We start from the raw sequence: 25986 nt of genomic DNA on the forward strand, positions 1-25986 counted from the left end.
AACTAATGAACCGTCTTTTCATTGTTGTAGTGATGCTCCTGGCTCCGCTTTCGGCGTGGGGCGAACTGGAATTGCCGGTAAGCGGTACAGTCACTTCCGGCGTGGGGTGGCGTGTAGACCCGTTCGGCAGTAGCAGGCTCGTTTACCACCGGGGTATCGACATCGCTGTCCCGGTCGGCACGCCGGTTCGGGCAACCCGTGGAGGACGGGTCATTCATGCTGGTCTGCATGGCGGCCATGGGCTGGCCGTCATAGTCGAAGACGACAGCGGCGGCAGGACACTCTACGGGCATAATTCCGAACTTGTCGTCCGGCCGGGAGAACGGATTGAACCTGGTGAAGTTATCGCGCGGTCAGGGAACTCGGGCAGATCAACGGGGCCCCACGTCCATTACGAGGTGTTGCGCGACGGCAGAGAAACAATCACTGTGGCACGGGCCGACGAGGAGCTTCCCCGGCCAGCAAAAGCTGATGGAGGCCTTCGACGGCAACAGGAGCAGCGGATGGACGAGATTGTGAATTCCATTCTGCGCGGGATCGGTTCAGCAGGAGATGGGCAGGGGGGAGGCGAACCCAATATGTAATAGTCGGCATTCGTTGTGTTGCGGCGGCGAGAGAGGTTGTTATCCTTTGATATGAGAATGGACAATGAAGAAATCTTATCTCATACATGGGGCAAAGGGCAGGGTCGTCATCTTGGTTTTATTGACGGCTGTTATCGCCTTGTTCCATTTTGTCGTGCCGACCGAGTCTCACGTCTATCATGCGCTGCATATCGTACTCCGTAAGCTCTACTTCCTCCCTCCTGTAATGGCAGGTGCCTGGTTTGGCCTAAGGGGTGCTGTCTACACGACATCGGCCGTCACAATCCTTTTTTCCCTCCATGCTTTTCTCGACTGGCCGGGGAACTACATGGAGCAGGCCAACCAGATGGGGGAACTTGCCAGTTTCTGGGTAGTAGGGCTTGTCTCCGGCTGGCTCTTCGACCGGCAGCGGGCACTTCTCGCGGAGCTTGCCACGGCCAACGAAGAGACACTCCTGGCTCTCGTTTCGGCCCTCGACATGAGGGCAAAAAACAGCCGGCTCCATTCCCTGCGGGTACGGGAAATTGCCCTCCGTCTTGCTGACCATCTGGGTGTAACCGAAAATGAAAGAAAGGCGATAGGATTTGGTGCGTTGCTGCACGAAGTGGGAAAAGTTTCAATTCACGATTCCGTGTTTACCCTCTTAAAACGGGTCGGTCTCCCGGAATTAGAACTGAAGGAAATGCGCTCGTACCCCGAAGCGGGGTATAATTTACTGCGGAAAATCGGTTTTCTCCGTGAAGCGGCAGAGATCGTCCGTGCCCACCAGGAACATTTCGACGGAAGCGGCTACCCACGCGGCCTCAGAGGGGAGGAGATTCCGCTTGGTGCAAGGTTGCTGCTGATTGCAGACACTTTCGAGAAACTCATTACCGGCATCGGTGCCGTTCAGTGCGAGGAGGCTGTCAGAATTATTCGGGAAGGTTCAGGAGGAGAATTCGATCCGGGACTCGTGGACCTCTTTACGGGAATCGGTTGCGACGAATTGAGCCACGTGGCGAGCGCGAAAGATGAGTAGTCGGAACCCGGGTATGCATGGATTGAGCAAATTGCCGCGGTCATTCACGCTATAGTTACTGACAATGCATGTTCAGGAAGGTGCTTAAGGAGGGAGGTGATACCAAGGGGATGACGGGTGTTATTCGGTTGTAGATCATTTAAACAAGAGAGGAGAATGAAGATGAGAAGAATTGCTGTCGTATTTGGAATGTTCGCCCTTTCGCTTGTGGTGTTCGCCTCTTTCTCAGCCGGGGCTGCAGACAAGAAAGCGAAGAGTGAAGTGGTGATGAAGGTGGGTAACAAGGTCCATCTCTTTCACAGCGGCACTGCCGACGTAAAAAAAGAGATCTGCCCGAACGACGTGATTACCGTCTACCGGGAGATTGGTGGGGCCAAGAATCCCAAGTCAATTGAAGTTGGGCAGGTCAAAGTGCTTTCGTACGTTAGTGCTCACTACTTTGAGGCCGAAGTGGTCAAGGGAGAGGTGAAGCCTGGCGACATCGCCATGAAAGAATCGGCTGCCTGCCTGATTCAACCTGTGAAACACTGACGTATAGCTATTCTCACCTTCCTGTCCGGGCCAACGGCGTCCCGGACCCCTTACATCTTCAAAATCGTTCAATCTCCCCGCAAGCGCCCGGTTTTCCAACGCCATGTCGGCATACATTCGTTTCAGGCGGCTCAGAGCATTATCTGGAATCCTTTTCTGAAAATGTCGGCGGCAAGGTAAGGAAATATTACAGAATCACCCCCGATGGGGTTGATGTCTTGGCGAAAATAAAGGAAAAGATGCAGGAACTGGTAAAGATTCGCGGCGATGCAAGAAAGGGAGGGAATTCATGGGAACTTTTAAAAGGTTAGCCATTGGCGTAATAGTCCTTGTACTTCCGTTGCTGATGACCGCCTGTATTGGCCCCAGAGCGACAGTCACGGTTATTGCCAAACCGGGGGATACCGTTCAGCTTCTTCATCCGGGGCCAAAGGCCGCTAAAGAGGAGTTTTCTCACAATGAGATCGTCCCCGTCTATCGGTACACTGGACTCAGGAAGTACGGGGGCTACAAGGAAGTGGGAAAGGTCAGGATTACAGGTTATGCAGGGGAACACCATTTGGAAGGAGTGGTGGTCGAAGGAAATATCCAGGGCAACGATTTCGTAGAGAAGTAAACCGTGGCTCACCTAAAAGATGCCCGGGTTTAGACTGATGGCCCCGGACGTGAGATAAGCTGAACGAGGAGCGCCACAATAGGAGCGTTGGGGGCTCAAGCCATACTGGAGGATGGCCAAGGCATTATGCCCGAACCGTCCTTGTGGAACAGCAGCCATCCTCGCGGCTCTCTTGGCATTATCGCCTTCGGGCTTCTCTCCTTTTGAAGGTCCCGCGGATCGTTATCGCGGGTTACCGCCCATATGGTCGTGCTGCACTGGCAGTAGTTTAGCTATCCCACTAATATCGAAAGGAAAAATGACATGGGACAGCAAAGAACAACTCCCAGCAACCGTTTGAAGATGAAGGCTCTAGCTTTCATTCTGGCCTTGGCCGTACTTGCCCCGGCAACTGCATGGGCTGGCCCGCCATTCATTACCGACGACCCGGAGACGGTTGAGTACCAGCACGGCGAGTTCTACATCGCCTCCCAATACGCGAACAACAAGGACAGTAAGGAAGGCACCGCACCGCACTTCGAATTCAACTACGGCATTATCCCGGATGTCCAACTGCATCTCCTTGTCCCGCTGGCCTTTGTCCACCCGAATGGCGGACCAACCATGTATGGCTTCGGCGACACCGAGGTTGGCGTGAAATACCGGTTCCTCCACGAGACGGATTCCGTGCCACAGGTCGGCACCTTCCCGATCGTGCATCTTCCAACGGGGGACAGTGACCGTGCGGTGGTGGCCATGTGCCGGTGTTCCTCCCGATCTGGCTCCAGAAAAGTCGGGGGCCATGGACGACGTACGGTGGTGGCGGCTACTGGATCAATCCAGGTGAGGGAAACAAGAACTTCTGGCAGTTGAGCTGGCTGGGGCAGCGCGAAATAACCAAGAGCCTCACCCTGGGAGCGGAGATCTTCTATTTCGGCAAGGACACGGACGATGGGCGTGACCGGACCGGCTACAACATCGGCTGGATTTTCAATCTGAGCGAAGATCACCACATCCTTTTCTCTGCCGGCAGTGACATCGCGGGCAACAACCGATTCTCGGCCTATCTTGGCTACCAATATACCTTCGGGCCTCGCGAGGCCGAGAAAAAATGATGTACGACACCATCCGGGGAGTGGCAAGACATTCTGGTCGGCTTCGTCACATCCTTCATCTTTGCCGTGATCGGGATAATGGCACTCCTGAAATTCATCACGAGCCATACCTTCATACCGTTCGGCGTCTACCGGATCGTTGTGGGGGTGTTATTTCTGCTCTTCATTTCCTGACGCGGCGCATTGTGAGGATCATCCACACTACTCGAGGCAGAAGTGGCCAAGGGAGAGGTTAAGCCGTCCGGCATCGCCAAGAAGGAGCCTGCTGTCTGAGATCAAGCCCGCGAAGTAACCCCCGCAGCCCTGTCCGGGCTAACGGCTTCCCGGACATCATTTCATTTGTGTACGCCCGGCATGGGCGTGTCTAATGGGGTGCAAGTTCCCTGTCAGTGTCGTTTCAACCATCGCTTCGGTCTTGCCGGGATGTTGCCCCGCATGATCCACGCGGCTGCTCGCACTGGCAAAAGGCCTGATCGCTGGCTACGCTTAGCAGAAGATTGGTGCTAATCAGAAAAAGCTATGACATTGCTGACTCTTCAGCGGTAAGGGGAAGGGGGCTGACGCCCCCATCCCGAGACAAACGCTAGGAAATGCAGCAAGGGGCAAATCCCAACTTTTCACCTGCCGCACCGATTTCCTTCTTCAGATCTCCTATCTGATTTTCGAGGGCAGTTGTCCTGTTAGTGTCGATGCTGTTCATACCGTATTCAACGCTCAGTTCTATCTCCTTCTCATTCAGGCTTTTCCTCAAATGGGCAGTCTTGCTCTTGAACTGTTGAACCGCCTGCGGATCCTTGCACTTAGCGTCATCTCCGCACGAGCCACACGATGCAGCATATGACACTCCTCCGTACATAAGCACCAGAGCTGCCACGATTCCATAAGAGATTTTCCTTTTCATGACTCATCCTCCTTGTTGATTGTTTTGCGTGTTTCTCTGTTCACTTGAGTCATAAATTCCAATAACCGTGCCGAGAATAGCGAGTGTTGTAACTATATATAAAAACTAACTATTTACCGTATGCCAGCTTGGTGTTACAGGTTGTTGTAGAGAATATTCTACAAAATAAGAACGCCTGTAGATGATTATTCTACACATAAACTGGTGTGTATTACGGTTGTTTGTGCCGTAAGTAATTTATAAAGTAGGTCAAAAATAACTTGCCTTTCTTTGTGAAAAAATTTAGAAGGGAGTCAAGATATTGTTGACATAATTGGTGATAAAAAGGCGCTGTTATTTTGCGGCTGGTTCGATGTGACTTACTTCGCGTGGCCGGGAATGATGGCAAGGGGAAAAACGAATATGGCGCGGGATTTTCAGCTCGACACCCTCTTGATTCACGGCGGCCTTGAACCCGGCCCTGCTGGGGCCACGACGGTTCCCATCGTCCAGTCTTCCTCCTTTGCCCACGAAACCGCCGAGGATCTGGAGGACATCTTCCGGGGCCGCAAGGCGGGGCATGTCTATACCCGGATCAACAACCCGACCACCGAGAGTCTGGAGCGCCGGTTGGCGCTGCTGGAAGGGGGGATCTCGGCCATTGCCACCTCCTCGGGGATGGCGGCCATCACTCTGGCGGTGCTGTCCATCGTCCGCTGCGGCGACGAGATCCTCTCCTCGGCATCCCTCTTCGGCGGCACCTTCTCCCTCTTCCGCGACACCCTCTCCAACTACGGCATCGCCACCCGTTTCGTGGATCCGAGTGATCTCGCCGCAATGCGGGCCGCAGTCACCGAGCGAACCCGTCTCATCTTTGTGGAGACCATGGGGAACCCGCGGCTCGACGTCCCCGACCTGGCGGCCCTGGCTGCGATCGCCCGGGAGGCAGGTGTGCCCCTCGTAGTGGACGCCACCGTCACCACGCCAGTACTCGGCAGGGTGAAAGAGCTGGGGGCCGACATTATTGTCCACTCCACCAGCAAGTACATCAACGGCACCGGCAGCGCCATCGGCGGGGCCATCATCGACTGCGGCACATTTGACTGGCGGCGGGAGAGCTATCCCCACTTCGAGCCGTACGTGAAGAAGTTTCGCCAGTTCGCCTTCTCCGCCCGTGCCCGAAAGTTGATCCACAAAGACCTCGGCGCCTGTCCCGCTCCTATGAACTCATACCTTCTGTCGGAAGGGATCGAAACCATGGCGCTGCGGATGGAGCGCAACTGCGCAAATGCCCAGCGCCTGGCGGAGTTCCTGGCCGCCCACCCCAAGGTGGCGTGGGTCAACTATCCCGGCCTCACCAGTTCGCCGTGGCACGAAACGGCTAAAGCGCAGTTCGGCGGCCGCTACGGCGCGCTTCTGACCTTCGGCCTTGCTGACAAGGCTGCTGCCTTCCACTGCATCGACGGCCTGCGGCTGGCCAAGAATCTGGCCAACATCGGCGACACCAAGACTCTGGTGATTCATCCCGCCAGCACCATCTGCGCCGATTTCGGCCCCGAGGAGAAGGCTCTCATGGGAGTGAGCGAGGAGATGATCCGCGTCTCCGTCGGCATCGAGGCCATCGACGACATAATCGAGGACTTTGCGGAGTCCCTCAACGCTATATAGAAGGAGATTGCAATGAATTTGACGGTAAACGGTAAACCCTCCACGGTGGATGGTGCAGAGAGCCTGAACGTGACCGAACTCCTCTCGGCGCTCAAGGTGGCCCAGGCCGAGTATGTGACGGTGGAGCTGAACGGCGAGGTGCTGGAGCGGGAGGCGTTCGATGCCACAACGGTAAAAGATGGCGATGCGGTGGAATTCCTCTACTTTATGGGCGGAGGTAAGTAATGTTCACTGAAGAGCAGATCGAACGCTACTCCCGCCACATCATCCTGAAAGAGGTGGGAGGAAAGGGACAGAAGAAACTCCTGGAGGGGAAGGTGATGGTGATCGGCGCCGGCGGCCTCGGTGCCCCCATCGCACTTTATCTGGCCGCAGCCGGGGTTGGCACCATCGGCATTGCCGACGCCGACGTGGTGGATCTTTCCAATCTCCAGCGCCAGGTGATCCACTTCACCCCCGACGTGGGTAAGCCGAAAGTGGAGTCGGCCCGGGAGAAGATGGAGGCCATCAACCCCGACGTGACGGTGCGGACCTACCAGGAGTGGATCTCCGCCGCCAACATCGCCCGGATCATCGCCGACTATGATTTCGTCATCGACGGCACCGACAACTTTGCCGCCAAGTTCCTCATCAACGACGCCTGCGTCATGGCGGGGAAACCGTACTCCCACGGCGGCATCCTCCAGTTCGTGGGCCAGACAATGACCATTAAGCCAGGGGAATCCCCCTGCTACCGCTGCATCTTCCCGGCTCCGCCGCCAAAGGACGCCATTCCCACCTGCTCCCAGGCCGGTGTCATCGGCGTCCTGCCAGGAGTTATCGGCACTATCCAGGCCACCGAGGCGATCAAGTACCTGCTCGGAAAAGGTGCGCTGCTGACCGGTCACATCATGATGTATGACGCCCTGGAGATGAACTTCCGGAAGGTGAAGCTCAACCGGAACCGCAAGTGCCCCGTATGCGGCGATAACCCCACCGTGACGGAACTGGTGGACGAACTCGACGCCCTGAACGTCTGCGACCTGGAGAAGTGACCATGCTGACGATTCCCCGCGCGATCCACGCAGAGCTCATCGCTCATGCCCAAGCCGACGCCCCCATTGAGGCGTGCGGCATCCTCGGCGGTATTGACGGCGCCGTCTCGGCCATCTTCCGGATGGCCAACACCGACCAGAGCGACGAGCACTTCATGATGGACCCCAAGGAGCAGTTCGCCGTGGTGAAGGAGTTGCGGAACCGGGGGCTGGCGATGCTTGCCATCTATCACTCCCACCCGGAGACCCCGGCCCGGCCGTCGGAAGAGGATATCCGGCTGGCACTCACTCCCGGCGTTTCCTATGTCATCGCCTCCCTGGCCGGCGCGGAACCCGACGTGAAAGCGTTCCGCATTACTGACGGCGTGGTGGAGCCTGAGCCCATCGATATCGTGGAGTAAAGGAGAGCAGACCAATGTCTGACGAGAAGAAAAGCACTGACATCGACCTGAAAAATCTCAAGGCCGGCGGCTTCATCAAGGAGCGGGGGAAAGACCTCTTCACCGTGCGCCTGCGGGTCCCTGGCGGACGCATGCCGGTTGCGCGCCTGAAAAAGATCGCCGAGGTGGCGGAGAAGTACGGCCAAGGGATGGTGCATCTCTCGGTACGCCAGTCGGTGGAGCTCATCAACATCAACTTCCGCGACTTCGACGCCGTGGTGGCCGAGCTCGGGGAGGGGACCCAAAAGGTGGCCTCCTGCGGTGCCCGGGTTCGGGTACCCACTGCCTGCGGCGGCTGTGAGTACAACCCCAACGGCCTCGTTGACACCCAGAAGTCGGCCTTGGAGGTGGACGAGAAGCTCTTCGGCACCTCCACCGGCCACCACAAGTTCAAGGTCGGCTTTGCCGGTTGCCCCTTCGACTGCCCCAAGTCGGCCACCAACGACGTGGGTTTCCAAGGGGCCATCTGGCCTGTTCTTTATGCTGACGAGTGCATCGGCTGCGGCCTCTGCGACAAATCGTGCACCGAAGACGCCATTGTCATGGGAGATGACGGCAAGCCACGCTTCATCCCCGAGAATTGCCTCTATTGCGGCGACTGCCTCAAGGTCTGCCCCTCCGAGGCCTGGCGGGCGGAAAAGAAGGGGTACACCGTGCGGATCGGTGGCAAGTGGGGGCGTCGTCCTCTGGTGGGCACACTATTCGCCGAGTTCCTGCCGGAGGAACAGGTGTTTGACTTCATCGCCGCTGTGCTCGACTGGTACAAGGAGAAGGCCGAAGGACAGGGGAGAATCAGGCTTGGCGACGTCATTCGCGCCGAGGGGCCCGACGCGCTCCTCGGCTACCTGCGGGAGCGGTTCCCGGCCGCTGTTGTTGATGCGACCATCCCCCCCCAGCGCATCGCCACCCAGATTGGAAAGGAGAAACGAGTACCATGACAACCATCGATCTGCGCGGGGTGACCTGCCCCACCAACTTCGTCAAGGCCAAGCTGGCGCTGGAAATGGTCGATACCGGCGAGGTGGTCGAATTTCTCCTCGACGACGGCGAGCCGGTGAAAAACGTTCCCCGAAGCCTCAAGGGGGAGGGGCACAAACTCGTTGGCCTCAAGGAGGTCAACGGCTACTACATTTTGACCCTGGAGAAGGGGGATGACTGAGGCGTGTGTACTTATGGATAATTGCCACGTCGGTAATGTGCAAAATAAAACGGGCCAAGTCTTGTGATTTGGCCCGTCATGTTTTCTCGTGAGTGATGTAAAATTCTTCGCAAAAAAACCAGGGGAGGGGACGAATCTAGCAAGAAGAATATAACACAGGACAATGCTCAGATTATCTAAAATGTCCTTAAATCGGCTGGGCACAGAAACTCTATTCTTCCGAATATTTGGACACAGGAAGGCAGTGGTCAAGCAGCCCAAATTATGACCCCTGCATCTATCTAGTAACAAATAATTCCATAAATACATAGTATTACAATAATTAAGGAAGCATTCATATGGTGCCGAATTCCTCAATTGACCACTACCGAGGAACGGCAGTGGTCAAGTCTCGAAAAATGCCCATGACACAAAGGGCAGGGGTCAGTATTTGAAATTATAAGGTCTGGTGATTTTGGGCCAATGGGCACGATTTGGGCACAAAATGGGCACAGGCTTGACAAAAAAGTACGGGAATTGTTTGGGAAGAGTATTTTGGAGGTTGGATGATGTTTTAGTGAGTTTTGTAACTTGCTGTAATTGCAATAAAAACCGGCCAAGTTTCTTGACTTGGCCGGTCGTGTTTTCTGGTGGGCGATACTGGGTTTGAACCAGTGACCCCTGCCGTGTGAAGGCAGTGCTCTCCCGCTGAGCTAATCGCCCAAAAAAGTAGAAAGTTAATAACAAAACCGTTAAACCATGTCAAGCTTTGAATTTTATTCGGAGGGACGAGAGGTATTGAGTAAGTTTAAGTGATAGTAAAAAATCGTTATACTTTCCGTTGAATACACCTTGACAGCCAATCGGCGCTGTTGATATAGTCCGTCACTGCGGTTTTTATCGGTACTAAAACAGGAGATGGTTTTGAGCGCAAAACAGATTGCCGTCAGGCATGATGATGCCATTGCCGTTGTTTCTTTGGCCAGACCTGAGTCACGTAACGTCTTGAGTCGAGATTTGGTTTTGGGTTTGCTCTCTACATTCACCTCGCTTAAGGACGATGGGCGGGTGAAGGGGATTGTGGTTACTGGTGAGGGAAAGAGTTTCTGTGCCGGCGCTGATATCTCCGAGATGGCCCGCATGAGTCCCGCCGAGGCGTCGTCATTCGCCGAGCTGGGGCAACGGCTCATGTTTGCCGTCGAGAGGGTCGGAAAACCGGTGGTGGCTGCTGTGAACGGTCATGCTTTTGGTGGCGGGCTTGAACTGGCGCTGGCTTGTGATTTCATTGTTGCTGCAGAGTCAGCAGTCTTCGCCGCTCCCGAGGTTCTTCTCGGCGTCATGCCCGGCTTCGGCGGCACGCAGCGTCTGCCGCGGTTGATCGGCAAGTCACGGGCAAAGGAGATGATATTCACCGGGGAGCGGATAAATGCGGCGAAGGCCCACTCCATTGGGCTTGTCAACCGTGTTGTCTCTGATGAGAGGCTTCTCGCTGAGACAGTCTCGTTGGTCAAGAATATCTGCAACCGTGGGCTTCTTTCCCTCCGCGTGGCGAAGGAGGTCATCGACGCCGGGGCGGGTATCGATCTTGCCACAGCCTGCTTGATGGAACGCGATGCCTTTGCGCTTTGCTTTTCCACTGACGACCAAAAAGAAGGGATGCGCGCCTTCATGGAAAAGCGGGAACCCCGCTTCACCGGACGGTAACTGGGAAGTGACCATGAAACTGGAGCAAGGGTGTATTCAAATTTACACGGGTAATGGCAAGGGGAAGACCACTGCTGCCCTCGGACTTGCTTTTCGTGCCCTTGGCAGGGGCATGAAGGTGTTCATGCTTCAGTTCATGAAGGGGGGAGGCCCCTATGGGGAACATGCTGCCGCAGAGCGGTTCGCTCCCGACTTTACTATAATCCAGACCGGGAGACCGGGGTGGGTTGATAGGGATAATCCCGATCCGGAGGATGCGCGTCTTGCCCGGGAAGCTCTCGAAACAGCACGCACTGCCTTGACCTCCGGGGAGTACGATCTGGTTATTCTTGATGAAGTAAACGGCGCCGTTTCTTTCGGCCTATTGCCAGTTGAGGATTTGCTGATACTCATGGAGCAGAGACCTTTGTGTGTTGAACTCGTTTTGACCGGCAGAAATGCTGATGAACGGGTCATCGCTGCCGCTGATCTTGTTACTGAAATGCGGGAGATCAAGCATTACTATCGAGCCGGTGTTCCGGCTCGAGTCGGAATAGAAAAGTAAGGGGAGAGAGTCATGACTGAAAGAACACTGCGTATTCTGGTGGGTAAACCCGGGCTCGACGGCCATGACCGTGGGGCGAAGATTATTGCCCGAGCTTTCCGTGATGCCGGTTTTGAGGTCATTTATACGGGGCTCCATCAGACGCCGGAGCAGATCGTTTCCGCAGCCATTCAAGAGGACGTTGACGCGGTTGGCTTGTCTATCCTCTCGGGTGCCCACAATGCGCTCCTGCCGCGGGTCTGCCAACTGCTCAAGGAGAAGAAGGCTGACGATATCGTAGTTTTTGGCGGGGGCGTTATCCCCGATGACGATATTCCCGGGCTCAAACGGGCTGGCGTCAGCGAGGTATTTACGCCGGGAACCTCAACTGAGTCCATTGTGCAGTGGGTGCGTGAAAACGTGGCCCCGCGCGCATAGTACGTTATCCCATGCCGTATAAAAAACTTCGTATCGAGATCCGCAATAAAGTCGGTTACATCCTGCTGTGTTCCGGCCAGCGTTTCAATAAACTCAGCATTACCACACTGAGAGAAGTGAAACGGGCCATCACCGAACTTTCGCACAACCCCGAGGCGGTTTGTCTCGTCATCACCGGTTATCCGGGCGAATCCTTCGCCGTCGGCGCCGATATCTCCCAAATGGCGGAGTTCGGTCCTGCCGACGGCTTTTCCTTTGGCGAGCTCGGGCAATCATTGTTCGAGGCAATGGAGTCGTGTCCCAAGCCAGTCATCGGCGCTCTTAACGGAATTACCATGGGGGGTGGATGCGACCTGGCACTTGCCTGTGACCTGAGGATCGCCAGCGATGCACTCGTCATTGCACACCCTGGCGCAAAACTGGGTATAATTACCGGTTTTTGCGGCACCCAGAAGCTGCCACGTCTGGTGGGGAGAAATTACGCCCGGGAAATCTTCATGACCTCCGAACCTTACCGCGCTGCCGATGCCCTGCGGATGGGACTCGTGGACCGGGTATACCCAGCCGGTGAATTCTGGGAGCGGGTCGTGGCTTTTGCGGAGCGGATCGCTAAAGTCTCGCCCGCTGCCCTTGCCATGGCAAAGAAGGCGATCAATGCCGCCGAGGACTGTGACCTGAAGACCGGCTGCGCCCTCGAGGCAGCGTCTTATGCGTATCTCTTTGCCACGTCGACTGAGCGGGGGCGAATGACTGAATTTTTGGAAGGAACGACGAATGTCTTTGGCTCAGAGGATACTTGACAGCGATTTACGTGCCGCGGCCCGTCTCATGCGAGATCTGGACGATGGATTTCGGAGCGCTGCCGAGGAGATGAAGAGTCTCTATCCCCACACCGGGCGTGCGTTCATACTGGGCATCACTGGACCTCCGGGGGCAGGTAAATCGACCCTGGTCGATCAGCTCACTGCCGCCTATCGTCAACGGGGGCGCAGGGTGGGGGTGGTGGCCATCGATCCCACAAGCCCCTTTACGGGGGGGGCGATTCTTGGCGACCGGATCAGGATGAACCGCCATGCCGAAGATCCCGGCGTTTTTATCCGGAGTCTCGCCACCCGTGGGCATATGGGGGGACTTTCCCGCTCCACCGGCGACGTGGTGAACGTTATGGATGCCATGGGGATGGATGTGGTCATCATCGAGACTGTCGGCGTTGGGCAGGATGAGATCGATATTGTCCGTATGGCCCATACGACCGTGGTTGTTTCGGTGCCGGGCCTGGGTGACGACATCCAGGCCATCAAGGCGGGAGTGCTCGAAATCGGCGATCTCTTCGTGGTCAACAAGGCCGACCGGGAAGGGGCTGACCGGACTGCCCGCGAGCTTGCTGCCATGCTGGAGATGAAGCAGGCCAAACCGGGCGATTGGCAGCCGAAGGTGCTCCTTACCGAGGCAAGCCGCAACAAGGGCATCGAAGAATTGGTGGATGAGATCGAGGCACACCACGGCCATCTCGTGAATTCCGGGGCCCTTGAACGTCTTAAGGAAGAGCGGTGCGCGCGGCAGTTCATGGATTTACTGCGGGAACGGCTCTTTGCCGAAGTCTATGGCCATATACATGTAAATGGCCGCTTTAGGGAAATCGTCGAGGATATGGCGGCGCGTCGGACCGATCCGTACAGTGCCGTGGAGATGATAATCGCTGAACGGTTCTCGGGACGACAGGCGTCTAACCCTTGACCGTAGCGAAGAAAAGTGTTAGTTTCCGCGTAACGTAAATGGGGCTTCGGCCCCTTTCCTTTTTTCTGCAGGACTGGTACCTCATGATCCGCAAGCTGGCATACGTCATCGCACTTCTCATTTTCGCTGCAATCGTCATTCGTCAACCCGAATCCACCGCAGACCCCTCCGCGTCCCCCAAGGACAGCTCTAAGGAGGACCTGTCGCGGATCGATTATCCGAGTCTTCGAAAGATCGACTGGAAGCCCCACTTCATCAAGCCCAACGAGACCCTTGAATCCCTTTTCGGCAACGATTGGGTGACGGTCGCCCGTTTCAACAGGATAGACCGGCGCCACACCTATCCGGGAATGACCATCAAAGTCCCTGCCGATATGGCAGCAGCCCGCAGCTATACTCCGCTCCCCCTTGAGTATGAGCCGGCAAAGCGCTACCAAAAGTTTATCCTCATCAGCCTTACCGAGCAGTGGATCGGCGCCTATGAGAATGGCAAGCTCAAGTTTTCCATGCCGGCAGCTACCGGCAAAACGGGCCATGAAACCCCGACAGGGCTTTTCCGTATTGATGCCCGTCACCGTACCCATACCTCATCCCTCTACCAGACCGACGACCTGTCGGCCCAGTACCCGATGGATTTCGCCATGCGTTTCCATATCGGCGCCGACAATGTGTCATACTGGATCCATGCCCGGGATCTCCCCGGTAAACCCGCATCCCATGGGTGCGTTGGCCTCTTTGATGAGTCGATGCAAAACCGCATGTACGGTATCCCCGCAAAGCCGGTTCTCTTTGATTCCAAAAAACTCTACGACTGGGCCGTAGGCGAGTCTGAGTATGGCGAGGATAGCGGTGAGCTGGAATTGATCGATGATGCTCCGGTGGTGGAAGTGACGGGAGAAAATCCCGTCTATCAACCGTTCCCCCTTAAGCCGATGGCGGCGTCCCGCTGATCTTTTCCTTTACTTTTGCCGCTGATACGGCACACTCTCTTCCATGGACGTTATCGCCACCCACGTGAACGCCGATTTTGACTGCCTTGGCGCCATGGTAGCAGCGAAGAAGCTCTATCCCGAAGCCCTCATGGTCTTTCCCGGATCCCAGGAAAAGAGCATGAGGGACTTCTTTCTCAAGACCACCGGTTATATGCCGGCCTTGACCCGCCTGAAGGACATTGATCCTGCCAAGATATCACGGCTTATCCTCGTTGATTGCCGTCACACATCGCGCATCGGCCGCCTGGCCGAGGTCGCGAAACGGCCTGACGTCGAAGTTCATATCTACGACCATCATCCAGACTCCGCGGGAGACATTACCAAGAGCGGCGGCGAGATCCGTGAGTGCGGCTCATCCACGACTATTCTGACCAAGATACTCATGAAAAAGGGGATCGAGGTGACGCCGGTTGAAGCGACCCTCATGATGCTCGGCATTTACGAGGATACCGGAAACCTTACCTTTCCATCCACGACGGTTGATGACTATGGCGCAGCTTCGTGGCTTCTTGCCCATGGAGCAAACCTGAATGTTGTTGCCGAATTCGTTTCCCAGGAACTAACCCCGGAGCAGGTGTCGCTATTGAACGACCTTCTCCATTCGCTGCAGACGGCGAGCGTTAATGGTGTCGATATTTCGCTCGCTCACGCGTCCATTGACCATTATGTGGGAGATGTTGCCGTGCTGGCCCACATGATGCGCGATATGGAAAACCTTGAAGCGCTCTTCATCGTGGTCGGCATGGGGGAGCGGGTTTACATCGTAGCTCGAAGCCGCATCCCTGAAGTGGACGTGGGGGCGATCCTGCGCGAGTTGGGCGGTGGAGGCCATGCAACCGCCGCCTCCGCAACGGTTCGCGATCATACTGTCATCCAGGTCTTGGCACGACTCAAACAACTTTTCCCCGAATGGATCAACCCTAAGCGTACGGCCGGCGACCTCATGTCGTCGCCGGTGAAGACGCTGCCGGTGGAGACCACCATTGCCGAAGCCCGCGAACTCCTGACCCGCTACAATGTGAACTCCATGCCGGTTATCGAGGGAGGGGGGATGGTCGGGATCATCTCTCTCCGGATCGTGGAGAAGGCCCTCTATCACGGGCTCGGCTCCCTGCCGGTCAGTGAATATATGCATACGGAGTTTATGCGTGCCGAACCCGACACCCCCATCGCCGTCATCCAGAACTACATCGTCGGGCAGCATCGGCGGCTGGTCCCTGTCTTTTCCGGCGAGGATCTTGTGGGGGTCATAACGCGGACCGATCTCCTCCGCTATATGTACTCCGGCATGCAGCACAGCGCCGAGGCGGTCTACGATCTCGGCAGGGAAAACCCGCCGGTACGCCGTCGCGAGGTGGTCCACCTCATGAACAAGAACCTTCCGCGCAGGGTGGTGGATACGCTTCGCGAGCTGGGGAAGGTAGGGGATGGGCTTGAACTGCCTGTATTCGCCATCGGCGGATTTGCCAGGGATTTGCTGCTGGGCGGGAAGAACGACGATATCGACATTACGGTGGAGGGGGATGGCATCCTCTTTGCCGAAACCTTTGCGGCGACCCATGAGTGCCGCGTCAAGAGCCACGCCAAGTTCGGTACCGCTGTCATTGTGCTTCCCGATGGTTTCAAGATCGATGTGGCAAGTACCCGCCTTGAGTTCTACGAAACTCCCGGCGCCCTTCCAACCGTGGAGCGTTCCTCCCTTAAGATGGATCTGTACCGGCGTGACTTCACCATCAACACCCTTGCGATCCAGCTCAACCCAGCCAACTTCGGGCTTCTCATCGATTATTTCGGTGCCTACCGCGATTTGCGGGACAAGGTCATCCGGGTCCTCCACAATCTCTCGTTCGTGGAGGATCCGACGCGGGTCTTCCGGGCTGTCCGCTTTGAGCAACGACTCGGGTTCCAGATTGCACGGCATACGGATAATCTCATCAGGAATGCCGTAAAGATGGGCTTTCTCGACAAACTCGGCGGCAGGCGCCTTCTGAACGAGTTGGTCATCATCCTCCGGGAGCGGGAGCCGGTCCGAGCAATCCTGCGTATGGAAAGTCTGGGGTTGTTGGGTTTCATTCATCCTGACCTGACGCTTGAAACTGAAAATCTGAGGGTACTGGACGAGGTCAAGAAGGTTGTTACCTGGTTCGAACTGCTCTACCAGAGAGACCAGGTGGAGACATGGGTGGTCTATTTTCTTGCCCTCACCTCACTCCTTGCCGATGCTGCATTCTTTGAGATGTGCACACGGCTATCCGTTTCGGAACATTACCGGGAGAAGCTCATTGATATGAGGGTGCATGGCGAGCAGATGCTGGCTGTGATGGAGCGAAAAGTTGCCGGGAAGAAGCCGGTCCTGCGGAGCAACATCTACTTCTGGCTTCGTGGTCTCTCCCCTGAGGTGCTTCTGTACATAATGGCCAAGACTTGTCGCGATGAGGTGCGGAAGTTCGTCTCCCTCTACGTCACACAACTGCGTGAAGTTACCTGTATGCTTACCGGAGATGATCTCAAGGCTATCGGACTTCCACCGGGACCTCGTTACCGAGAGATCCTCGATGCGGTACTTTCGGCGCGACTGAATGGAGAAGTGTCAACGAGGGAGGAGGAATCCCGGTTCGTCAAACAGATGCTCAACTTTGTGTAGCGATTACGCCACGGTCCGTCAAACCTTTAGCCTACTGACTAAACTGACCATTTTGAGCACGTTCGGAAATTTTTGACAGGGCCGCCGGCCTCTTGCTGTATCTGTCTCGGACATGTCATGGGATAATTTATTGGCAGTGAATGCGATTGGCGTCTAAAATGTGCTGTATATACGATTGGTTGCGGGTTTGATTGCTGTCGTGTCCCCGACCGGTCTGGTTTTTGCTTTAACCCTGTAGTCTGATATTTTGACACAGGGGTTGGCAATGGATAGAGCACATCGAGGCGTTTGGGGCGTGATCACATTTCTTCTCCTCGTGATCTGGTGTACACCCTGTATGGCCGATGACGCTTTTGAGAGCATTTTCCGCAATGCTTTTCTCGGAGGGCTTGTGGGAGGGGTTGCAGGAGCAGCTTTCCTTGCCCTGGCGGACAAGCCGGGCGATCACCTTGACTATATTGGCTATGGGGCTGCCGGTGGTGTTCTTGCCGGCGCTGCCTATGGCTCCATCAAGACAACCCGGGCCTTGGCCGAAGTTGATAACGGCAAAGTGAAACTGGCGGTTCCAACAATTGTTCCCGGATTTGTTCCTGTCGGGACGAAGGGCGAAAGGGAAGTTGTCCTGACAGCGGAAGTTCTTCGCGGCAGATTCTGACAACAGGTTTTTGGATCGAAGAAAAAGGGGGTGGTCACGAAATGGTGGCCGCCCCCTTCTTTATTTACAATAAGCAGACGTCAGGTTCGCAATTCGGTGATGGCCCTGATTGAAGCTTCAATACCGTCCATGAGGAAAGCGAGTTCGTCGAGGCTGATGGAGAGGGGGGGGAATACAACTATGATGTTGCCGAGGGGCCTGAGGAAAATACCACGGTTACGGGCTTCGAGACATACCTGAATGCCGACCCGCTCCTCCCAGGGGAATGGTTCCCGTGTTTCTGCATCTTTCACCAGTTCGATGCCGGCGATCATGCCGCATTGGCGTACTTCTCCCACGTGCCTGACTTCATTTAATGCTTGAAGTCTTTCTGCCAAGTAGCCAATTTTGTTGGTGAGGCTATCGAGGAGTCGTTCGTTTTCGAACAGGTCGAGGCTCGCCAATGCCGCAGCGCAGGCAATGGGGTTGCCGGTGAAGGTATGGCCGTGGAAGAAGGTCTTCATCTCCCGGTATTCGCCAATAAAGGCATCATAGATCTTCTGGGTCGTCATGGTGGCGGCGAGGGGAAGATAACCTGCCGTAATCCCCTTGGAAAGGGCCATGATGTCGGGGGTGATCCCCTCCCGCTCACAGGCGAACATGGCTCCGGTGCGGCCGAAGCCTACCGCCACCTCATCGGCGATCATCAAGATGTCGTAGCGGTCGCAGAGTTCCCTGACCCGCCGGACAAAACCGTCGGGCTGTACGATCATGCCACCGGCGCCCTGGACTAATGGTTCGATCACCAGGCCGGCAACTTCATGGGCATGGATTTCCATGAGCCGTTCCAGTTCCTTGAGGCAGCGCATGCCGCAGTTGGCGCGGTCCCTCTCGCCGAACTCGCAGCGGTAACAGTAAGGGGCGGGGGCTTGGATTGTTGGGAAGAGGAGGGGGCGGAAAACAGCGTGATAGAGGTCGATACCACCGACGCTTACGGCACCGATGGTGTCGCCGTGGTAGGCATTTTTGAACGAAATAAATTTTGTTTTCTCCGGTTTCCCTTGATGCTGCCAGTACTGGAAGGCCATCTTGACGCTGATCTCAACGGCAGTTGAACCGTTGTCGGAGTAAAAAACCTTGCAGAGCCCTGGCGGGGCAATCTCCACAAGGCGCCGCGCAAGCAGCACCGCTTTGTCGTTGGCGAGTCCCAGGAGGGTGGAGTGCTCAAGGGTGTCCACCTGGGCCTTGATTGCTTCGTTGATTTCACGCTTGCAGTGCCCGTGGACGTTGGTCCAGATGGCCGCGACGCCGTCCAGGTAGCGGTTTCCCTCAGAATCAACGATCCAGGTACCCTCGCCCCTGACAATGACGACAGGGTCACTCTCCTCCCACTCCTTCATCTGGGTGAAGGGGTGCCAGACATGGGCGCGGTCGTACTCACGAAGTGTTTTGGTGTCAGATGTATTCAATGCCAATCTCCCGCAATAGAATTTTTGTGGTGCCTTGGCCAGACAGGTGGTTGGTCAGGGTTTCGACAATGGTCCGCTGGTCGGCCGCTTCCACCTTGGGGAATACGCCGAGCAGGGGAGCGCCGGACAACGAGTCAATAAGGTGTGGTGCGTACTCTTCAGCTGTGTCGGGTCTGTCGGGGTAAGAATTGATGATGGTCCCCCGCACCTCGATGCCGAGCTGTTTCGCGGCGAAGCAGGTAAGCACCGTGTGGTTGATGGTCCCGAGGTTGGGGCGTGCCACCACCAGAAGCGGAAGCTTCAGTGCAAGCGCCAGATCCGCCACCATGAGCCCTCCCGAAAGGGGGACCATAAGCCCTCCGGCTCCCTCCACAAGCACGAAGTCATGGCGGGCCAGAAGGCTCTCGTATGCGTTCCGTATTCGCGAGAAATCGATCCGGACGTTCTCCCTGGAGGCGGCCACTGACGGAGCAATGGGAGTGCGGAGACAATAGGGGGCGCACTCTTCATCGAGAGGTACTCCTGCTGCCCAGGCAAGCAGTTCCGCATCCTCGGAGACGAGTGAGCCGTTCTGCTCGACGCAACCGCTGGTGACCGGCTTCATGACACCCACGTTGATCCCTTGTTTCCGCAAAAGGCACGCCAGAGTCGCCGTTACTATCGTTTTCCCGACTCCGGTGTCAGTCCCCGTGATGAAGATTGCGTTACTCACAACAACCTCCGACAGCCAGTTCCAGGTCCCTGAGCATCTGCCAGTCCTGCTCGGCGGGGCGGCCGGTGGTGGTCAGGTAGTTGCCGATCATGGTTCCGCTCGCGCCCGCGAAGAATATCCACGACTGCAGATCCCGCAGGTTCTGCTCGCGGCCGCCGCAGACGGCAATTTTCTTTGTCGGAAGGATGAGCCGGAAAAGCGCGATGGTTTTCAGGCACTCAAGGGGTGAGATGAGCTTTGAGCCCGCAAGCCGGGTCCCCTCAATGGGGTTAAGGAAATTGAGGGGTACCGAGTCCACGTCAAGCTCCCGCAGGGTCATGGCCAGCTCAACCCGTTGCGCTGCCGTCTCCCCAAGGCCGAAGATACCACCGCAGCATATGGTAAGACCAGCCTGCTTCGCTACCCGTACCGTCTCAACATCCTCTTCGTAGTCGTGGGTGGTGCAGATATGTGGGAAAAAGCTCCGGGACGTTTCCAGATTGTGGTGATAGGTCTCGACGCCCGCCTCCCTGAGAGTCACTGCCGTTTCATGGTCGATGATGCCCAGCGAGCAGGAGGGAGCAATGGAAGTAGTTTCTCTTATGCGGCGCACAGCCCGGCAGATACGGTCAAGTTCTTCCCCCTTTTTGATCGTTGTGCCGCTCGTGATTATCCCATAGCAGCGGGAACCGGCTGCTTCAGCCTCCTTGGCGCAGGCCACTAACTTGTCTTCGTCTACAAGGGGGTAGATGGGCGCGTTAGTGGTGTGGTGGGCCGACTGGGCGCAGAAGGCGCAATTTTCCGGGCAGCGTCCCGATTTGGCGTTAATGATGGAACAGAGATCGACGCCGTTGCCGAGGAAGTGTTCCTTGACCCGGCTTGCGGCCAGAAAGAGGGCAAAGGCATCAGTTCCGCTAGAGGCCGAGAGAGCGATGGACTCTTCCACTGAGAGTTGTTCGCCGGCAATAATCCTGCCAGCCAGTGTTTCGAGGGATTTGTTCATTGATGATACCTCCGAGCCCTGAAGTACCATAGGGATTTGCTAGTTGTCAACTTTGCTTTGGTATTTGGTTAACAAGGGGCGGCGGAAATTGCCGAAAACCATGAAAACGACAAAATAAATACTTGCATTTTACTTATGTGTCTGGTAGTAGGTAACAAGTTTCCGTTCACGAGAAGTGAGCTCCTCCAGCTCACTTTTTTTATTTTGCGAGGTTTTTCGAGGTATGGCAAAGGACGAAGTTGTCGACAGGGTTACAGCTCTGGCGGAAAGTCTCCTTTCTTCTCAGGAGATGGAGCTGGTCGACATCGAATATAAGCGCGAGGGGCGCCACATGGTTCTCCGGCTTTTTGTCGACAAGGCCGGCGGCATAACCCTGGATGACTGTGCTCTGGTGAGCCGCGAATTCTCTGAGATCCTGGACGTGGAGGATTTCATCAGCGAGAATTACACCCTTGAGGTGTCATCCCCCGGGCTGAATCGCCCCCTTAAAAGGGAGTCCGACTACGAGCGCTACCGTGGGCGTCTAGTCAAGGTCAGGACCTATGATGTCGTCGAGGATGAGGCCGGGAACCGGCGTAAGACGTTCCTTGGCGACCTCGAGGGGCTTGCGGGCGGGGTTGTAACTCTTAAGCTTCGCGAGGGGCAGATGGCTCGAATCCCCCTTGCCAAAATCGCAAAAGCCAACCTTGAATTCGAGTTCTAGATTAGAAAGATAAAGCACTTCCAAGGAGAGACGGACGTGGAAACGACCTTCAACCTCAAGCACATTATTGATCAGATCGTGAAGGAAAAGGGGATAGACCGGGATATCGTGGTCGAGGCCCTTGAGCAGGCGGTGCTGTCCGCCGCGAACAAAAAGTACCGCAACACACGCGATCTTGAGGCCCATTACAATCCCGAGGTCGGTGAAGTTGAGCTTTTCGAGTTCGTCACCGTGGTTGACGAGGTTATGGACTCGTACAAGGAGATTGATCTTGAGGAAGCCCGTGAAATCGACCCTGACGTGGAGGTGGGCGACTCCCTCGGTATGAAGATGGATGCCAGCGGTTTCACGCGGATTGCCGCCCAGACCGCAAAGCAGGTAATCATTCAGAAGGTGCGGGAAGCGGAGCGGGAAACCATTTTCAATGAGTTCAAGGATCGGATCGGCGAGTTGATCAACGGTGTGGTCCGTCGTTTCGAGAAGGGGGATCTCGTTGTTGATCTTGGTCGCGCCGAGGCGCTTCTTTCCAACAAGGAGCAGGCACCGCGCGAGGTTTACCGTCAGGGTGACCGTATCAAGGCGCTTATCATGGATATCCGTATGACTCCCAAGGGTCCCCAGATCATTCTGTCCCGGACCCATCCCGGTGTGCTTGCCAAGCTCTTCGAAGCCGAAGTTCCGGAGATCGCCGAGGGGATCGTTGAAATCAAGTCCGTCGTCCGCGAACCGGGAAGCCGGTCAAAAATTGCGGTTTACTCCCACGATTCTGATGTTGATCCGGTTGGTGCGTGCGTCGGAATGCGCGGATCGAGGGTTCAGAACGTTGTGTCCGAGCTTCGTGGCGAGAAAATCGACATCATCCCGTGGTCTGAAGACCCGGCGCGGTTTGCCTGTAATGCGCTCCAGCCGGCTGCGGTTTCCAAGGTCTACATCGACGAAGAAAATAAAGCGCTCGAAATCATTGTCGCCGACGATCAGCTTTCCCTTGCCATTGGCAAGAAGGGGCAGAATGTTCGGCTTGCCGCAAAACTCACCGGCTGGAGAATCGACATCAAGAGTGAAACCCGTGCTGCCGAGGCAGAACTCCTTGAGTTTTCTTCCTACGACGGTGCTACTGAGGAAGCGCCTCAGGAACCTGTTGAGGAGTCCGAGGCTCAACCGCTGGAGCAGGGCGAAGAGTAGGAGCCAATGGCGAGGAGCGAGCCTCGGCGAACATGTCTGGGATGTCGGGCTGAGAGGGGGAAGGACGAACTTCTTCGCTATGTCCTTGACCCCGAGGGAACGGTTGTCCCTGATCTCCTGGCAAAGTTGCCGGGGAGGGGTGCTTACACCTGCTTTTGCCGCGAGTGTGTCGAGAAGGCCGCTACCCGGAAGCAATTTGCCCGCGCCTTTAAGGGCGAGGTGCGGGGTGCAACCAGTATTGACCTCGTGAATATGGTTGTTTCGAGGCTGGAGGAACGAATTGCTTCATATCTGGCCCTTGCAAACAAGGCAGGAAAGATCGTCTCTGGCAGCGACATGGTGATGGAGGCGATGCGCAAGAAGAACAAGATCGGTCTTGCAATCATAGCCGGCGACGTTTCTGCCGAGATCGGCGATAAAATCACCGGTGTGGCTGCCCGTGAGGGGATTCCCTGTTTTCGAATCCTGGACAAGGACAGGATCGGAGGGCTTCTGGGCAAGGGATTGCGAAGCGTGGTGGCGATTGAAGCGGGAGGGTTCGTCCCCCCGTTAGTGAAAGAGTTACAGAGATACGGAAATTTCCTTGATGGGGGTGCGGTTGATGAGCAAGACCCACGTGTATGAACTTGCTAAAAAGATGGGTGTTGAGAATAAAGAGCTGATGGCCCGGCTGAAGAGCCTCGGTATCGAGGTGAAGAGCCACCTGTCGGTTCTCGAAGATGAGGACGTGCAGAAAGTCACCGCTCCGCCTACACCGCCCAAGGGAGTCCAGCAGCAGGAAGAAGTCCGGGTGACCACCACGGTTATCAGGCGCCGCCCTAAAGCTGTCGCCCAACCACCCGAGGAAGTTGCACCGGCGGCTGTGGAGTCTGCCGTCATTGAAGAGGCGCCTGCGCCCCGAGTGGAGGCCGTTCCCGAAGAACCGAAGGCGTCGCCGGCATTTGCGGAAACTGTTCCCGCAGTCGAAGAGCCTAAGGGCGTGGAGCCCAAGATTGGGGTGCCAAAGGTAGAAACACCCGTAGCATCAGAATCCAAGGCCGAAGAGCCCAGGGTGACTGCTCCGCCGGCACAACCGAAGCCTGTTGCGGCAGAGGAAGAGAAGCCGACCATGAATCGCGCCCGAATACTTGGTCGCGTGGAGCTTCCGGGCCTCACGACCGCTTCGAAGCCTGTACCCAAACCGGCGGAAAGGCGGGAAGTGGTCATTCCCCCCAAGAGGAAGATGGAAGAGCGTGCAGTAACACCGCAACCAGCTGCTCCCGTGGCGGATGACCGCAAGAAGAAGGCCAAGACGTTCACCGAGCCTGAGACGCCGGCTGGCGGCGCACCGGGTGCCAAGAAAGGCGCCCCTGGCGGAAAGAAGAAGGAAGCTTTCAAAAAAGCCGAACTCCTTGAAAAGCGGGAGAGGATTTTCGAGCCCGGCCCGAAAACCGGCAAGGGAAGACGGCGCGAGCGGGAATCGGTTACCTTTGGAAAGAAGACAGAGATTACTGTTCCCAAGGCTATCAAGCGGATTATCAAGATCTCCGAGTCGATCACTGTAGGAGAGCTTGCCAAAAGGATGGGGGTCAAGGCTACTGACCTCATCCGCGTACTCATGAAGATGGGGATGATGGCCACCATCAATCACCCCCTCGACGTGGATACCGCCACCCTCATTGCCGCCGAGTTCAGTTATGAAATCGAGAACGTGGCTATTGATACGGACGAGATGCTCGAATCGGCGCCCGATACCCCGGAGAGTCTCAAAAAGCGTCCGCCGGTCGTTACCATCATGGGCCACGTCGACCACGGAAAGACTTCACTTCTCGATGCAATCCGCGAAGCCAATGTCATTGCTGGCGAGGCCGGGGGGATCACCCAGCATATCGGAGCCTATGACGTTGAACTCAACGGTCGCAAGATAACCTTCCTTGATACACCTGGTCACGAGGCATTCACCGCCATGCGTGCCCGCGGTGCCAAGGTGACCGACATCGTCATCCTCGTGGTCGCGGCAGACGACGGCGTCATGCCCCAGACCCGTGAAGCCATCAACCACTCCAAGGCTGCCGGTGTGCCGATCATCATCGCCATCAACAAGATTGACAAACCCGAAGCGAAGCCCGAGCGTGTCAAGCAGGAACTCATGGAGTTCGGTCTCGTCTCGGAAGAGTGGGGCGGTGAAACAATTTTCGTGGAAGTTTCCGCCAAGAAGAGGATCAATCTTCCCGAATTGCTGGAAATGGTCCTGCTTCAGGCCGACGTTATGGATCTGAAGGCGAATCCCGACAAGGAAGCCCGCGGCACCATCGTCGAGGCCAAGCTGGACCGGGGCCGTGGGCCGGTTGCCACGGTACTGGTCCAGGAAGGTACCCTCAAGGTGGGCGACTACTTTGTGGCCGGCGTCCACTCCGGCCGGGTTCGCGCCATGCAGAACGATCGGGGTGACAAGGTCCTTGCAGCCGGTCCCTCCATGCCCGTTGAAGTCATCGGATTCACGGGCGTCCCTGATGCCGGCGATGTCTTTATCAGCCTCTCCGACGAGAAGAAAGCCAAGGAGATTGCCTCCCATCGTCAGCAGAAACTGCGCGAAACCGAGCTTGCCAAGCACAGCAAGATGTCCCTTGAGCAACTCTATGACAAGATTCAGAAGGGCGAGGTCAAGGACCTCAACGCCATCGTCAAGGCCGACGTCCAGGGATCGGTGGAGGCCGTATCGGACTCGCTGCGCAAACTATCTACCGATGCGGTGCGTCTCAACGTCATCCATTCGTCGGTCGGCGCCATCACCGAAACTGACGTGAACCTCGCCTCCGCTTCCAACGCCATCATCCTCGGCTTCAACGTTCGTCCTGAGCCGAAGGCATCGGCGATGGCCGAAAAAGAGGGCGTCGACGTCCGTCTCTACAACATCATCTATGATGCGGTGGAAGATATCAAAAAAGCCATGGAAGGTCTGCTGGAGCCGACTCTCCGTGAGAAGTATCTTGGCCGGGCCGAGATCAGGGAAGTATTCTCTGTTCCCAAAGTCGGGAATGTTGGCGGTTGCTATATACAGGACGGCAAAGTGTTGCGTAACGCATCGGTTCGGCTGCTGCGCGACAATGTGGTTGTCTACGAAGGGAAAATGTCGTCACTTCGTCGCTTCAAGGATGATGTGAAAGAGGTGGCAACCGGGTATGAGTGCGGTATCGGCCTGGAAAATTATAACGATATCAAGGTGGGAGATATTATAGAAGCCTTTGAAATCGAGAAGATTGCGACAAAGCTGTAAGGGATTC

29 protein-coding genes, 1 tRNA gene and 1 pseudogene are annotated in these 25986 nt (G+C 56.2%); 25 read left to right on the plus strand and 6 right to left on the minus strand.

Annotated elements, in window-relative coordinates; all coding sequences use genetic code 11:
• Positions 1-5 precede the first annotated feature (5 nt).
• From GMET_RS07840 to GMET_RS07855, 4 genes are all read left to right on the plus strand, one after another.
• On the plus strand, positions 6-584 hold the full coding sequence (locus tag GMET_RS07840; protein ID WP_004511506.1) for a M23 family metallopeptidase: 579 nt from the start codon (positions 6-8) through the stop codon (positions 582-584).
• 64 nt (positions 585-648) lie between these two features.
• Positions 649-1602: an HD-GYP domain-containing protein gene (locus tag GMET_RS07845; protein ID WP_004511505.1), complete on the plus strand. Its 954-nt coding sequence runs from the start codon at positions 649-651 to the stop codon at positions 1600-1602.
• Positions 1603-1764: 162 nt separating this feature from the next.
• Positions 1765-2133 (plus strand): hypothetical protein, encoded by a 369-nt coding sequence (locus tag GMET_RS07850; RefSeq protein ID WP_004511504.1) that lies wholly within the window; start codon positions 1765-1767, stop codon positions 2131-2133.
• Between the two features lie 289 nt (positions 2134-2422).
• Positions 2423-2749 carry a hypothetical protein gene (locus tag GMET_RS07855; RefSeq protein WP_004511503.1) on the plus strand — a complete coding sequence of 109 codons (327 nt, stop codon included), beginning with the start codon at positions 2423-2425 and terminating at the stop codon, positions 2747-2749.
• Between the two features lie 351 nt (positions 2750-3100).
• On the opposite strand, the gene GMET_RS18890 is transcribed toward GMET_RS07855, so the two are convergent.
• Complete coding sequence (locus tag GMET_RS18890; protein ID WP_202943492.1) at positions 3101-3448, minus strand: hypothetical protein; 348 nt, start codon at positions 3446-3448, stop codon at positions 3101-3103.
• 38 nt (positions 3449-3486) lie between these two features.
• Between GMET_RS18890 and GMET_RS18895 the strand changes: the two genes are divergently transcribed.
• The 3 genes and pseudogenes from GMET_RS18895 to GMET_RS19000 all read left to right on the plus strand — a co-directional run.
• The gene (locus tag GMET_RS18895) at positions 3487-3843 is read left to right on the plus strand and encodes a hypothetical protein (RefSeq protein ID WP_202943493.1); all 357 of its coding nucleotides are present in this window, start codon (positions 3487-3489) and stop codon (positions 3841-3843) included.
• 30 nt (positions 3844-3873) lie between these two features.
• Positions 3874-4017, plus strand: a complete 144-nt coding sequence (locus GMET_RS18995; RefSeq protein ID WP_261974568.1) for an undecaprenyl-diphosphate phosphatase — start codon at positions 3874-3876, stop codon at positions 4015-4017.
• 213 nt (positions 4018-4230) lie between these two features.
• Positions 4231-4350 (plus strand): annotated as a pseudogene (locus GMET_RS19000) (IS1595 family transposase); the annotation flags it as partial.
• Positions 4351-4426: 76 nt separating this feature from the next.
• Here the strand turns inward: GMET_RS19000 and GMET_RS07865 are convergent.
• On the minus strand, positions 4427-4744 hold the full coding sequence (locus GMET_RS07865) for a hypothetical protein (RefSeq protein WP_004511500.1): 318 nt from the start codon (positions 4742-4744) through the stop codon (positions 4427-4429).
• 402 nt (positions 4745-5146) lie between these two features.
• Here GMET_RS07865 and GMET_RS07870 point away from each other — a divergent pair, with 402 nt between their 5' ends.
• From GMET_RS07870 to GMET_RS07895, 6 genes are read left to right on the plus strand one after another with little or no spacing between them, the layout of a single operon-like run.
• Positions 5147-6391, plus strand: a complete 1245-nt coding sequence (locus tag GMET_RS07870; RefSeq protein WP_004511499.1) for an O-acetylhomoserine aminocarboxypropyltransferase/cysteine synthase family protein — start codon at positions 5147-5149, stop codon at positions 6389-6391.
• Between the two features lie 12 nt (positions 6392-6403).
• Positions 6404-6616, plus strand: coding sequence for a sulfur carrier protein ThiS (gene thiS / locus GMET_RS07875; RefSeq protein ID WP_004511498.1), 213 nt, complete (start codon positions 6404-6406; stop codon positions 6614-6616).
• A complete protein-coding gene (locus GMET_RS07880; RefSeq protein WP_004511497.1) occupies positions 6616-7425 on the plus strand; it encodes a HesA/MoeB/ThiF family protein in 810 nt (269 codons plus the stop codon). The genes thiS and GMET_RS07880 overlap by 1 nt, the downstream gene beginning before the upstream one ends.
• Before the next feature lie 2 nt (positions 7426-7427).
• Entirely contained in the window at positions 7428-7826 is a 399-nt protein-coding gene (locus tag GMET_RS07885) for a M67 family metallopeptidase (protein WP_004511496.1), read from the plus strand.
• A gap of 14 nt (positions 7827-7840) precedes the next feature.
• Entirely contained in the window at positions 7841-8803 is a 963-nt protein-coding gene (locus tag GMET_RS07890; protein ID WP_004511495.1) for a 4Fe-4S dicluster domain-containing protein, read from the plus strand.
• Positions 8800-9024 carry a sulfurtransferase TusA family protein gene (locus GMET_RS07895; protein ID WP_004511494.1) on the plus strand — a complete coding sequence of 75 codons (225 nt, stop codon included), beginning with the start codon at positions 8800-8802 and terminating at the stop codon, positions 9022-9024. Before GMET_RS07890 ends, GMET_RS07895 begins: the two co-directional genes overlap by 4 nt.
• A 627-nt stretch (positions 9025-9651) precedes the next feature.
• On the opposite strand, the gene GMET_RS07900 is transcribed toward GMET_RS07895, so the two are convergent.
• Positions 9652-9726: transfer RNA gene (locus GMET_RS07900), tRNA-Val, on the minus strand.
• Positions 9727-9921: 195 nt separating this feature from the next.
• Between GMET_RS07900 and GMET_RS07905 the strand changes: the two genes are divergently transcribed.
• From GMET_RS07905 to GMET_RS07940, 8 genes are all read left to right on the plus strand, one after another.
• A complete protein-coding gene (locus GMET_RS07905; RefSeq protein ID WP_238378998.1) occupies positions 9922-10707 on the plus strand; it encodes an enoyl-CoA hydratase/isomerase family protein in 786 nt (261 codons plus the stop codon).
• 13 nt (positions 10708-10720) lie between these two features.
• The gene (gene cobO, locus GMET_RS07910; protein ID WP_004511492.1) at positions 10721-11251 is read left to right on the plus strand and encodes a cob(I)yrinic acid a,c-diamide adenosyltransferase; all 531 of its coding nucleotides are present in this window, start codon (positions 10721-10723) and stop codon (positions 11249-11251) included.
• A gap of 12 nt (positions 11252-11263) precedes the next feature.
• Positions 11264-11668: a cobalamin B12-binding domain-containing protein gene (locus GMET_RS07915; RefSeq protein ID WP_004511491.1), complete on the plus strand. Its 405-nt coding sequence runs from the start codon at positions 11264-11266 to the stop codon at positions 11666-11668.
• An 11-nt stretch (positions 11669-11679) separates the two neighbouring features.
• Positions 11680-12468 (plus strand): enoyl-CoA hydratase/isomerase family protein, encoded by a 789-nt coding sequence (locus GMET_RS07920; protein WP_004511490.1) that lies wholly within the window; start codon positions 11680-11682, stop codon positions 12466-12468.
• A complete protein-coding gene (meaB, locus tag GMET_RS07925) occupies positions 12443-13405 on the plus strand; it encodes a methylmalonyl Co-A mutase-associated GTPase MeaB (RefSeq protein WP_004511489.1) in 963 nt (320 codons plus the stop codon). Before GMET_RS07920 ends, meaB begins: the two co-directional genes overlap by 26 nt.
• A gap of 83 nt (positions 13406-13488) precedes the next feature.
• The gene (locus GMET_RS07930) at positions 13489-14355 is read left to right on the plus strand and encodes a L,D-transpeptidase family protein (RefSeq protein WP_004511488.1); all 867 of its coding nucleotides are present in this window, start codon (positions 13489-13491) and stop codon (positions 14353-14355) included.
• 43 nt (positions 14356-14398) lie between these two features.
• A complete protein-coding gene (locus GMET_RS07935; RefSeq protein WP_004511487.1) occupies positions 14399-17041 on the plus strand; it encodes an A-adding tRNA nucleotidyltransferase in 2643 nt (880 codons plus the stop codon).
• A 337-nt stretch (positions 17042-17378) separates the two neighbouring features.
• The gene (locus GMET_RS07940; RefSeq protein WP_238378999.1) at positions 17379-17696 is read left to right on the plus strand and encodes a hypothetical protein; all 318 of its coding nucleotides are present in this window, start codon (positions 17379-17381) and stop codon (positions 17694-17696) included.
• A gap of 80 nt (positions 17697-17776) precedes the next feature.
• On the opposite strand, the gene bioA is transcribed toward GMET_RS07940, so the two are convergent.
• From bioA to bioB, 3 genes are read right to left on the minus strand one after another with little or no spacing between them, the layout of a single operon-like run.
• Positions 17777-19144 carry an adenosylmethionine--8-amino-7-oxononanoate transaminase gene (bioA, locus tag GMET_RS07945; RefSeq protein WP_004511485.1) on the minus strand — a complete coding sequence of 456 codons (1368 nt, stop codon included), beginning with the start codon at positions 19142-19144 and terminating at the stop codon, positions 17777-17779.
• A complete protein-coding gene (gene bioD, locus GMET_RS07950; protein WP_004511484.1) occupies positions 19131-19856 on the minus strand; it encodes a dethiobiotin synthase in 726 nt (241 codons plus the stop codon). The genes bioA and bioD overlap by 14 nt, the downstream gene beginning before the upstream one ends.
• On the minus strand, positions 19849-20838 hold the full coding sequence (gene bioB / locus GMET_RS07955) for a biotin synthase BioB (protein ID WP_004511483.1): 990 nt from the start codon (positions 20836-20838) through the stop codon (positions 19849-19851). The genes bioD and bioB overlap by 8 nt, the downstream gene beginning before the upstream one ends.
• A 223-nt stretch (positions 20839-21061) precedes the next feature.
• Here bioB and rimP point away from each other — a divergent pair, with 223 nt between their 5' ends.
• The 4 genes from rimP to infB are packed head-to-tail and all read left to right on the plus strand — an operon-like array spanning position 21062 to position 25979.
• Entirely contained in the window at positions 21062-21541 is a 480-nt protein-coding gene (rimP, locus tag GMET_RS07960; RefSeq protein ID WP_004511482.1) for a ribosome maturation factor RimP, read from the plus strand.
• A 36-nt stretch (positions 21542-21577) separates the two neighbouring features.
• Positions 21578-22723: a transcription termination factor NusA gene (nusA, locus tag GMET_RS07965; protein ID WP_004511481.1), complete on the plus strand. Its 1146-nt coding sequence runs from the start codon at positions 21578-21580 to the stop codon at positions 22721-22723.
• Between the two features lie 6 nt (positions 22724-22729).
• Complete coding sequence (locus GMET_RS07970; RefSeq protein ID WP_004511480.1) at positions 22730-23347, plus strand: DUF448 domain-containing protein; 618 nt, start codon at positions 22730-22732, stop codon at positions 23345-23347.
• A complete protein-coding gene (gene infB, locus GMET_RS07975) occupies positions 23325-25979 on the plus strand; it encodes a translation initiation factor IF-2 (RefSeq protein WP_011365850.1) in 2655 nt (884 codons plus the stop codon). Before GMET_RS07970 ends, infB begins: the two co-directional genes overlap by 23 nt.
• Positions 25980-25986: the final 7 nt, after the last annotated feature.

It is taken from the genome of Geobacter metallireducens GS-15 (assembly GCF_000012925.1).
Taxonomy (GTDB): domain Bacteria; phylum Desulfobacterota; class Desulfuromonadia; order Geobacterales; family Geobacteraceae; genus Geobacter; species Geobacter metallireducens.

Coding starts and splice junctions, on each gene's coding strand:
- thiS (WP_004511498.1), top strand. CDS start 6,404: ATGAATTTGACGGTAAACGGTAAACCCTCCACGGTGGATGGTGCAGAG.
- meaB (WP_004511489.1), top strand. CDS start 12,443: ATGTCTTTGGCTCAGAGGATACTTGACAGCGATTTACGTGCCGCGGCC.
- GMET_RS18890 (WP_202943492.1), bottom strand. CDS start 3,448: ATGCACGATCGGGAAGGTGCCGACCTGTGGCACGGAATCCGTCTCGTG.
- cobO (WP_004511492.1), top strand. CDS start 10,721: ATGAAACTGGAGCAAGGGTGTATTCAAATTTACACGGGTAATGGCAAG.
- infB (WP_011365850.1), top strand. CDS start 23,325: ATGAGCAAGACCCACGTGTATGAACTTGCTAAAAAGATGGGTGTTGAG.
- GMET_RS07885 (WP_004511496.1), top strand. CDS start 7,428: ATGCTGACGATTCCCCGCGCGATCCACGCAGAGCTCATCGCTCATGCC.
- GMET_RS07970 (WP_004511480.1), top strand. CDS start 22,730: ATGGCGAGGAGCGAGCCTCGGCGAACATGTCTGGGATGTCGGGCTGAG.
- GMET_RS07865 (WP_004511500.1), bottom strand. CDS start 4,744: ATGAAAAGGAAAATCTCTTATGGAATCGTGGCAGCTCTGGTGCTTATG.
- GMET_RS07840 (WP_004511506.1), top strand. CDS start 6: ATGAACCGTCTTTTCATTGTTGTAGTGATGCTCCTGGCTCCGCTTTCG.
- GMET_RS07895 (WP_004511494.1), top strand. CDS start 8,800: ATGACAACCATCGATCTGCGCGGGGTGACCTGCCCCACCAACTTCGTC.
- GMET_RS07920 (WP_004511490.1), top strand. CDS start 11,680: ATGCCGTATAAAAAACTTCGTATCGAGATCCGCAATAAAGTCGGTTAC.
- rimP (WP_004511482.1), top strand. CDS start 21,062: ATGGCAAAGGACGAAGTTGTCGACAGGGTTACAGCTCTGGCGGAAAGT.
- GMET_RS07930 (WP_004511488.1), top strand. CDS start 13,489: ATGATCCGCAAGCTGGCATACGTCATCGCACTTCTCATTTTCGCTGCA.
- GMET_RS07850 (WP_004511504.1), top strand. CDS start 1,765: ATGAGAAGAATTGCTGTCGTATTTGGAATGTTCGCCCTTTCGCTTGTG.
- GMET_RS07855 (WP_004511503.1), top strand. CDS start 2,423: ATGGGAACTTTTAAAAGGTTAGCCATTGGCGTAATAGTCCTTGTACTT.
- GMET_RS07935 (WP_004511487.1), top strand. CDS start 14,399: ATGGACGTTATCGCCACCCACGTGAACGCCGATTTTGACTGCCTTGGC.
- bioB (WP_004511483.1), bottom strand. CDS start 20,838: ATGAACAAATCCCTCGAAACACTGGCTGGCAGGATTATTGCCGGCGAA.
- GMET_RS07845 (WP_004511505.1), top strand. CDS start 649: ATGAAGAAATCTTATCTCATACATGGGGCAAAGGGCAGGGTCGTCATC.
- GMET_RS07940 (WP_238378999.1), top strand. CDS start 17,379: ATGGCCGATGACGCTTTTGAGAGCATTTTCCGCAATGCTTTTCTCGGA.
- GMET_RS07880 (WP_004511497.1), top strand. CDS start 6,616: ATGTTCACTGAAGAGCAGATCGAACGCTACTCCCGCCACATCATCCTG.
- GMET_RS07870 (WP_004511499.1), top strand. CDS start 5,147: ATGGCGCGGGATTTTCAGCTCGACACCCTCTTGATTCACGGCGGCCTT.
- GMET_RS07915 (WP_004511491.1), top strand. CDS start 11,264: ATGACTGAAAGAACACTGCGTATTCTGGTGGGTAAACCCGGGCTCGAC.
- GMET_RS07890 (WP_004511495.1), top strand. CDS start 7,841: ATGTCTGACGAGAAGAAAAGCACTGACATCGACCTGAAAAATCTCAAG.
- GMET_RS07905 (WP_238378998.1), top strand. CDS start 9,922: ATGGTTTTGAGCGCAAAACAGATTGCCGTCAGGCATGATGATGCCATT.